Here is a 7,246-nt window from a genome sequence, read left to right on the forward strand (position 1 = left end):
TGATGGGGAAAACTCCCAAGTTGATCTTTCGGGCGGGTGCGGATCGCCGTCCGGCCCCGGGGTATGTGAGGCTAGGGGTGCCCCTTACAGAGCTGGAGGTCCGCATGGCCGACTCGGCAGCAGGAAGCGACGGCGGCGAGGACGAGGACGAGGTGAAGCGCAGGTTCCGGGAGGCACTGGAGCGCAAGCGCGGCGCCGCGGCCAAGAACGCCGGCGGGACGGGCCGGAACGGCTCGAAGGTGCGGGGCGTGCACGAGCGCGCCGACCACCAGCGCCAGTTCCGCCGCAAGAGCGGCTGACAGGACCGTCCGCAGAGCAGGCCCCCGCGCGAAGGCGCGGGGGTCTTTCCATGCCGGGAGCCGCCCGAGCTGCCTGAGCCGCCTGAGCCGTCAGAGCCGTCAGAGCAGGCGCGGCGCCGGGTCAGCCGCGGTAGAGCTTCTTCTCGTAGACGGCGCCGTCGTAGTGCCGCTCCAGCTCCTCGAGGCTCTCCTCGGTGTACTGGACGGCCTTCACGATCCGGGCTTGCGAGGGGAGCGTGTCCTCCGCCCACTCCTCGGGCTTCCACAGCTTCGAGCGCATCAGCGCCTTCGCGCAGTGGAAGAAGATCTGCTCGATGTCCACGACCAGCGCCAGCGACGGCCGGTGGCCCTTCACGACCATGTCGTCGAAGAAGGGCGCCTCCCGCACCAGCCGCGCGCGGCCGTTGATCCGCAGCGTCTCGGCACGGCGCGGGACGAAGAAGATCAGCCCGACGTGCGGGTTGCTCAGGACGTTCATGAAGCCGTCCGCGCGGCGGTTGCCGGGCCGGTCCGGGATGGCGATCGTGGTGTCGTCGAGCACGTGCGCGAACCCGGGCGGGTCGCCCTTGGGGGAGACGTCGCAGGCGCCCTCCGCGTCGCTCGTGGCGATCAGGCAGAACGGGGACCGCGCCAGCCACTCCCGGTCCCAGGCGTGCAGCGTGACGCGCTCCTTGTCGATGGCCCGCCGCATCGGGGCGCCGAGCAGCTCGCGCAGTTCCTCGGGCGAGGTGATCTCGACGACTCCGGGGGCCGCGGTGGCCTTGGAGGCGCCGGTGGACTCGGGGGCGAGCGTCATGCCGCTCCTTCCGCCGGGGGCTCGGAAGATCATCCTAACCTGCGGCGGAACCGCGCCCCGGGCCCGGATCAGCGGCCGCGCCGGAACTCGTGGGCCGCCGGCCGGTGACTTTCCGGTCGGACCGGGGTCAGTTCAGGTGGGGACGGTCCCCGGAAGGCGAGGGCGGGGATGAGCACGGTGGAGACGGTGGCGCTGCTCGAACGGTCCGTCGGCTATGCGCTCGGCGGGCTCGGCGACGTCACGCCCGCGGCGCTGGGCCGGGCGACGCCCTGCCGCGGCTGGGACCTGGGGACACTGCTGTTGCACACCGCCGACTCCCTGGAGGCGCTGCTGGAGGCCGTCGACACGGGCTCGGTCCGGCTGCGCCCGGAGCCGCCGCCCGGCGGCCCGCCATGGGACGACCCGGCCGCGGCGCTGGTGGCGGGGTTCCGGTCCGGGGCCGCCCGGCTCCTCGGCGCCTGGAGCCTCGCCGGCGACCGGCCGGTCACCGTCGGCGGGTGTGCGATGAGCGCGTGCATGGTCGCCGTGACCGGCGCCATCGAGCTCGCCGTGCACGGGTGGGACATCGGCTGCGCCACCGGGAACCCGCGGCCCATCCCGGCCGCCCTCGCGGGCCTGCTGCTCGCCCCCGCCGCGGTGCTGGTGACCGACGGCACGCGCGGCGGGCTGTTCGCCCCCGCCGTCCCGCTGCCCGGCACCGCCGCCCCGGCCGACCGGCTTCTGGCCTATCTGGGCCGCGACCCCGCGCTCTTTCAGGCCCGCGGCGCGTAGCGGCGGACGCCGCCCTCCTCGTGGACGTCCAGGACGCCCTGGTCGGCCAGCACGTCCAGGTGCGCCTCGATCTCCAGCACGGCCAGCATCCGGCTGAAGGAGTCCAGGTCGGCGAGCGTGCGGCGGCGCCGCGTCCAGGTCATCGCCCCGGCGACCGCGAAGGCCGTCCCGTGGCCCGCACGGACCTTCTCGGCGGCGACGTCGAGACGGGCCGCGTGGTGCTCCAGCAGTTCGTCGATCCGGGTGTGCGTGCTCGGCGTCACCGGGCCGTGCGCGGGCAGCAGCAGCGTGTCGGGCATGTCGCGGACGAGCCGCAGCGAGTCCAGGTAGCTGCGCAGCGGCCGCCGCTCCGGCTCGGCCTCCAGCCCGATCGAGGGGCTGATGTGCGGCAGCACGTGGTCGCCGGCGAACAGCAGCCCCGCCGCCGCGTCCCGCAGCACGACGTGACCGCGGGTGTGGCCGGGCGTGGCGAACACGTCCAGCCCGCGGCTCGTCAGCGCGACCTGCTCGCCGTCGTCCAGCCAGGCGTCCGGCGCGGTCAGCGGCGACTCCTCGTCGGACGGGTCGTGCGGGATCCCGGCGATCTCCGCGGCCAGGTCCGCGGCGCCGCAGCGGCGGAGCATCTCGATCTGGCGCGCGTGCACGCCCCGGGGGGCGCCGGACGCCTCGATCGAGGGCCGCTCGCCGCGCCCGATCCGCACCCGCGTGCCGAACGAGCCGCGCAGCGCGAGCGCCTGCGAGTAGTGGTCCCGGTGCGCGTGCGTGACGAGGAACTGCCCGACGTCGTCGAGCCCGTGGCCGAGCGTGCGCAGCGCGCTTTCCAGAGCCGTCCGGCTGTCGGGCATCGCCCAGCCGGAGTCGACCAGGACGGGGCCGTCCGGGTCCTCGATGACGTAGACGTTGACGGCGTGCAGCGACGGGATCGGCAGCGCCAGCGGGATCCGGTGCACGCCGGGCGCCACCGGATGCGCCCCCGGTTCGTACCATTCCGCCGCCTGTTCCACCACCGGTGCCGTCACCGCGCGCCCCCCGATTCTCGAATCGCGTTCTATTAGTGGAACTTACTTCATCCCGGAAACCGCCCGTGCCGCCGGGGTGCCGCCGGCAGTGTCGTTTCTGGGGGGCGACCCCCAGACCCCCGGACTCGGGCTGACCGGAGCCCTGCACTCCGCCGGCGCTCCGTTCCGGGCACCGGTCAGCCGTGTGCGGCGTCCCGCTCGGCGGCGCGGTGCGCCTCCTCCGCCGCCTTCCGTGCCTCCCGCGCCGCCTCCTCCGCGCGGGTGCGTGCCTGTTCGGCCCGCTCCGCCCTCCGCGCCGCCGAGTCCCGCTCCGCGGTGGCCCGCTCCAGCTCGTGCCGCAACCGTCCCACCACGGCGGACGCGTCGTCCGCCGCCCGCTTCGCCGTGTCGGCGCGCTCGGCCTTGTCCGCCAAGGCCTGCTCCGCCTCGTCCGCCCGCCTGGCGAGGGTTTCCGCCCGCTTGGCGCGCGCCGCGCTCGTCCGCGTGACCTTCGGCCGCTCGGGCTTCTTCTCCGCCGGAGCGGCCTTCTTCTCGGCCTTCGGCTGCTTTTCGGTCTTCGGTTTCTGTGCGGGCTCGGGGGCGAGGGCGAATCCCGCCGGGACGAAACCGGTGTGGCTGCGCGGCTGCGGCAGCCGCCCGTCGCGCACCTCGGCCGCGATGTCCTCGTCCACCGTGGCCGCCTGCAACGTGTCCTCGACCTCCCGGACGGCCTGGTCGCGCAGTGGACGCCCCTGCTCGCCCGCGAGGTCGCCGGCGCGGCGCAGCAGCACCGCCACCAGGCGGGCCCGTTGCTGCTCCAGGTCGCCGAGCCCGCTGCCCGAGCCCCACGCCTCGCGCATCCGCGCGCCGACCTCCAGCAGCCGGCCGAGATCGTCGGACGCCGAGCGGGCCAGCAGGTTGACCGCCCACGCCGACAGCGTCGGACGGCGCAGGCCGCCGATGCGCTTGGCGAGCGCGGCGTCGCCGTCCGCCTTGGCCTCGCGCGCCAGCCGCGTCCGGGTCGCTACGAACTCCTCCGGCACGACCCCGTACAGCTCGTCGGCCGCCGATGAGAACTCCACGCCCCTCTCCTACCCGCCCGGACGCGGTGTCAGGGGCGCAGGGCGTCCTCGACGAGGGCGAGGAGGCGGCCGGGCTGGGCGGGATCCCCGGCCGGCCCACCGGTGGCGAGCGCCACGCCGACGACCAGCTGCATCATGTCGGCGGCCGTCACATCGGGACGCGCCGCGCCGGCCCGCTGGGCGCGGGCCAGGACGCGTCCGGCCGCCTCGCGGATCATCGCGTGGCAGTCCGGGCCGAGGTCGGCGGGCTCGGCGAGGGCCGCGCCGCCGAGCCCGTGGTCGCTGCCGGCGTGGTCGAGGAAGGCGCGCAGCCAGCCCGACAGCGCGCCGCCGGGGGAGTCGGACGCGATCAGCTGGTCCGCCCGGGCGCACAGCCGCTCCACGCGGTCGGCGAGGACGGCGCCCAGCAGCGCCTGCCGCGTGGGGAAGTGCCGGTAGAGGGTGCCGGGGCCGACGCCCGCGCGCCGCGCGATCGCGTTGAGGGAGGCGTCCGGGCCGACCTCGGCGAACGTCTCGCGGGCCGCCGCCAGGACCCGCTCGCGGTTGCGGCGCGCGTCCGCGCGCAGCGGGCGCCCGGGGCGCGTCTCGTCCACCGTGGTCATCGCCCCATCCTCGGCCGTCGCGGCCCGGGTAGCCAAATGGAGAAGTTCTCCGTATCGTACCGCGAACGAGAACCGGAGAAGTTCTCCGGAAAATGGAGGCATGTGATGCAGCGGGACGGGCTCGGCCGCGTCGGAATCTGGACGTTCGCGTTCGACGGGCAGCCGGTGGGACGGGTGCGCGAGGTGGCGGCGGAGATCGAGGAGCTCGGCTACGGCGCCATCTGGTTCGGCGAGGCGTTCGGGCGCGACAGCGTCGGCCAGGCGTGGCTGGTGCTCGGCGCGACGCGGCGGATCGCCGCCGCGTCCGGGATCGCCAACATCGCCTTCCGCGACCCGATCGCGATGGCGGGCGCCGAGCGCACCCTCGGGGAGGCGTTCCCGGGCCGCTACCTGCTCGGGCTCGGCGGGCACCGGGTCGGGGACGCGGGCAGCCTCGACGGGTACGCCATGCCGGCGGTCGGGCGGGCGGTGCCGATGATGCGCGGCTACCTCGACGCGATGGACGCGGTGCCGGTGCACGCCGTCCCCGCCGATCCGGCGCCGCGCCGGGTGCTGGCGGCCCTCGGGCCGAAGATGCTGAAGCTGGCGGCGGAGCGGACGTGGGGCGCGCACCCGTACTTCGTGCCCGTCGAGCACACCGTGCTGGCCAGGGAGATCATGGGGCCGGACGCCTTCCTCGGCGTCGAGCAGGCCGTCGTGCTGGACGCCGACTTGGCTCGCGCCCGCGAGGTCGCGCGGGCGCACGTCGCCGGCTACGTGCAGGCGGCGGAGCACCAGCGGGCCAGCGTGCGGCGTCTCGGCTACGGCGACGACGACATGACGGGCGGCCCGGGCGGAGGTCCGAGCGACCGGCTCGTGGACGCCATCGTCGCGCACGGAGATGTGGACGCGATCCGCAAACGCGTGCAAGAGCACCTGGACGCCGGCGCCGACCACGTCTGCGTCCAGGTCCTCACCGACGACCCGGCGGCCCTGCCGCTGGAACAGTGGCGCGAGCTCGCGCCGGCGCTGCTCTGACCCGAGAAGGCATAGACGCGTTATGTCGCTTCTGCTTATACTCGTGTGCGAATACTCGCGTACGAGGAGCATGGCATGGCGAAGCGGCGGAAGGTGAGCAACCTGCTGGGGCTCGCTGTGCTGTCGACGGTCTCCGCGAGGCCGATGCACCCGTACGAGATGGCCTCGCTGATGAAGGCGCGTGGCAAGGACCACGACATGGACATCAAGTGGGGCTCGCTCTACACGGTCGTCCGGAACCTAGAGAAGCACGGCTTCCTGGCGGTGGAGGGCAGCGTCCGCGACGGCGCCCGTCCCGAACGCACCGTCTACCGGATCACCGACGCCGGCCGCGACGAGCTGGCCGACTGGGTGCGGGAGCTGATCGAGGTCCCCGAGACCGAGCACCGCCGGCTCGAGGCCGGGCTGTCCGTGCTCGGCGCGCTCGGCCCCGACGAGACCGCCGAGCTGCTGTCCCGCCGCCTCGACGCGCTGGAGAAGCGGATCGCGGGCGACCGCGCCGCGCTCGCCGCGGCGACCGAAGTGCCGCGCGTCTTCCTCCTGGAGGCCGAGTACGCCCTGGCCATCCTGCAGGCGGAGGCGGACTGGGTGCGGGCCTTCCTCGGCGAGATCACCGGCGGCACGCTGGAGGGCCTCGCGATGTGGCGCGCGTTCCACGACACCGGCCGCGTCCCGCCCGAGATCGCCGAACTCGCGGAAAGGGGTGCCGCCGAGAGCTGATCGCAGCGGCCCGGCGGCGGTGCTGCAACACCGCCGCCGGGACCTCAGAACCCACCACGCAAACCGCTCAGCGGGAGCGGCCCGGCGGCGAGACCTCAAAACCAGCCTATCCGGGACGCCCCCGCGAGCACGTCACGCCGCATGGAGGCGACCATGGCGCATGCCATCGAGGCCGACCGGCTGGTCAAGCGTTATCCCGGCGACGTCCGGGCCCTGGACGGGCTGTCCGTCACCGTCGGCCGGGGCGAGATCCTCGGCCTGCTCGGCCCGAACGGGGCGGGCAAGTCCACCACCGTCAAGATCCTCACCACGCTGATCCGGCCGGACGCGGGCGCCGCGTCCGTCGCCGGGCACGACGTCCTGCGCCGCCCCGACCGGGTGCGGCGCGTCATCGGGGTCGTGTCGCAGCAGTCCGGCGCCGACCCCGACGCCGGAGGCCGCGCGAACCTGGTCCTGCAAGCGCGGCTCTACGGGATGGCCGGCGCGGACGTGCGCCGCCGCGCCGACGAGCTACTCGACCGCTTCGGCCTGCGGGACGCCGCGTCCCGCCCGGTCAAGACCTACTCCGGCGGGATGCGGCGGCGGCTGGACGTCGCGCTCGGCCTCGTCCACCGGCCGCGGGTGCTGTTCCTCGACGAGCCGACCGCCGGGCTCGACCCCGAGGCCCGCGCGTCGATGTGGGCGGAGATCGCCCGGCTGGCCGGCGACGACGCGCTCGCGATCCTGCTGACCACGCACCACCTGGACGAGGCCGACCGGCTCGCCCGGCGGCTGGCGATCGTCGACCGCGGCCGGGTCGTCGCCGAGGGCACGCCCGACGCCCTCAAGGGGGAGCTGCGCGGCGACGCCGTCCACCTGGAGTGGCGCGAGGCGCCGGACGAGGCGCGGGTGCGGGCCGCCCTCGACCGGCTGCCCGGCGTCCGCGAGGTCGGGCTGCAGGGGCGGCGGCTCAGCGCGGGGG

General features: G+C 75.0%; 9 protein-coding genes. 5 read left to right on the forward strand and 4 right to left on the reverse strand.

Annotation, left to right across the window (positions count from 1 at the left end):
• Positions 1–104: 104 nt before the first annotated feature.
• Positions 105–299 carry a DUF5302 domain-containing protein gene (locus tag ABD296_RS41020; RefSeq protein WP_344280860.1) on the forward strand — a complete coding sequence of 65 codons (195 nt, stop codon included), beginning with the start codon at positions 105–107 and terminating at the stop codon, positions 297–299.
• A gap of 121 nt (positions 300–420) precedes the next feature.
• Here the strand turns inward: ABD296_RS41020 and ABD296_RS41025 are convergent, their stop codons facing one another.
• The gene (locus ABD296_RS41025; protein ID WP_344280863.1) at positions 421–1,095 is read right to left on the reverse strand and encodes a pyridoxamine 5'-phosphate oxidase family protein; all 675 of its coding nucleotides are present in this window, start codon (positions 1,093–1,095) and stop codon (positions 421–423) included.
• Positions 1,096–1,263: 168 nt separating this feature from the next.
• Between ABD296_RS41025 and ABD296_RS41030 the strand changes: the two genes are divergently transcribed.
• Positions 1,264–1,866 carry a TIGR03086 family metal-binding protein gene (locus tag ABD296_RS41030; RefSeq protein ID WP_344280866.1) on the forward strand — a complete coding sequence of 201 codons (603 nt, stop codon included), beginning with the start codon at positions 1,264–1,266 and terminating at the stop codon, positions 1,864–1,866.
• Here the strand turns inward: ABD296_RS41030 and ABD296_RS41035 are convergent.
• From ABD296_RS41035 to ABD296_RS41045, 3 genes are all read right to left on the reverse strand, one after another.
• Complete coding sequence (locus ABD296_RS41035) at positions 1,848–2,885, reverse strand: MBL fold metallo-hydrolase (protein ID WP_344280869.1); 1,038 nt, start codon at positions 2,883–2,885, stop codon at positions 1,848–1,850. The two genes, ABD296_RS41030 and ABD296_RS41035, sit on opposite strands and share 19 nt — an antisense overlap.
• A gap of 176 nt (positions 2,886–3,061) precedes the next feature.
• Positions 3,062–3,946 carry a hypothetical protein gene (locus ABD296_RS41040; protein WP_344280871.1) on the reverse strand — a complete coding sequence of 295 codons (885 nt, stop codon included), beginning with the start codon at positions 3,944–3,946 and terminating at the stop codon, positions 3,062–3,064.
• Positions 3,947–3,975: 29 nt separating this feature from the next.
• Positions 3,976–4,548 (reverse strand): TetR/AcrR family transcriptional regulator, encoded by a 573-nt coding sequence (locus ABD296_RS41045; protein ID WP_344280873.1) that lies wholly within the window; start codon positions 4,546–4,548, stop codon positions 3,976–3,978.
• Positions 4,549–4,653: 105 nt separating this feature from the next.
• Here ABD296_RS41045 and ABD296_RS41050 point away from each other — a divergent pair, with 105 nt between their 5' ends.
• The 3 genes from ABD296_RS41050 to ABD296_RS41060 all read left to right on the forward strand — a co-directional run.
• Positions 4,654–5,565, forward strand: a complete 912-nt coding sequence (locus ABD296_RS41050; protein WP_344280876.1) for a TIGR03620 family F420-dependent LLM class oxidoreductase — start codon at positions 4,654–4,656, stop codon at positions 5,563–5,565.
• Between the two features lie 75 nt (positions 5,566–5,640).
• Positions 5,641–6,285 carry a PadR family transcriptional regulator gene (locus tag ABD296_RS41055; RefSeq protein ID WP_344280879.1) on the forward strand — a complete coding sequence of 215 codons (645 nt, stop codon included), beginning with the start codon at positions 5,641–5,643 and terminating at the stop codon, positions 6,283–6,285.
• A 153-nt stretch (positions 6,286–6,438) separates the two neighbouring features.
• Positions 6,439–7,246, forward strand: an 808-nt coding sequence (locus ABD296_RS41060; protein WP_344280882.1) for an ATP-binding cassette domain-containing protein, incomplete at its 3' end; no start/stop codon positions are given.

This window comes from Actinomadura napierensis (assembly GCF_039529375.1).
Lineage (GTDB): Bacteria > Actinomycetota > Actinomycetes > Streptosporangiales > Streptosporangiaceae > Spirillospora > Spirillospora napierensis.

What these genes read in the sequence shown, in the direction of transcription:
- ABD296_RS41050 (WP_344280876.1), top strand. Translation starts at nt 4,654, where the DNA reads ATGCAGCGGGACGGGCTCGGCCGCGTCGGAATCTGGACGTTCGCGTTC.
- ABD296_RS41055 (WP_344280879.1), top strand. Translation starts at nt 5,641, where the DNA reads ATGGCGAAGCGGCGGAAGGTGAGCAACCTGCTGGGGCTCGCTGTGCTG.
- ABD296_RS41045 (WP_344280873.1), bottom strand. Translation starts at nt 4,548, where the DNA reads ATGACCACGGTGGACGAGACGCGCCCCGGGCGCCCGCTGCGCGCGGAC.
- ABD296_RS41030 (WP_344280866.1), top strand. Translation starts at nt 1,264, where the DNA reads ATGAGCACGGTGGAGACGGTGGCGCTGCTCGAACGGTCCGTCGGCTAT.
- ABD296_RS41025 (WP_344280863.1), bottom strand. Translation starts at nt 1,095, where the DNA reads ATGACGCTCGCCCCCGAGTCCACCGGCGCCTCCAAGGCCACCGCGGCC.
- ABD296_RS41020 (WP_344280860.1), top strand. Translation starts at nt 105, where the DNA reads ATGGCCGACTCGGCAGCAGGAAGCGACGGCGGCGAGGACGAGGACGAG.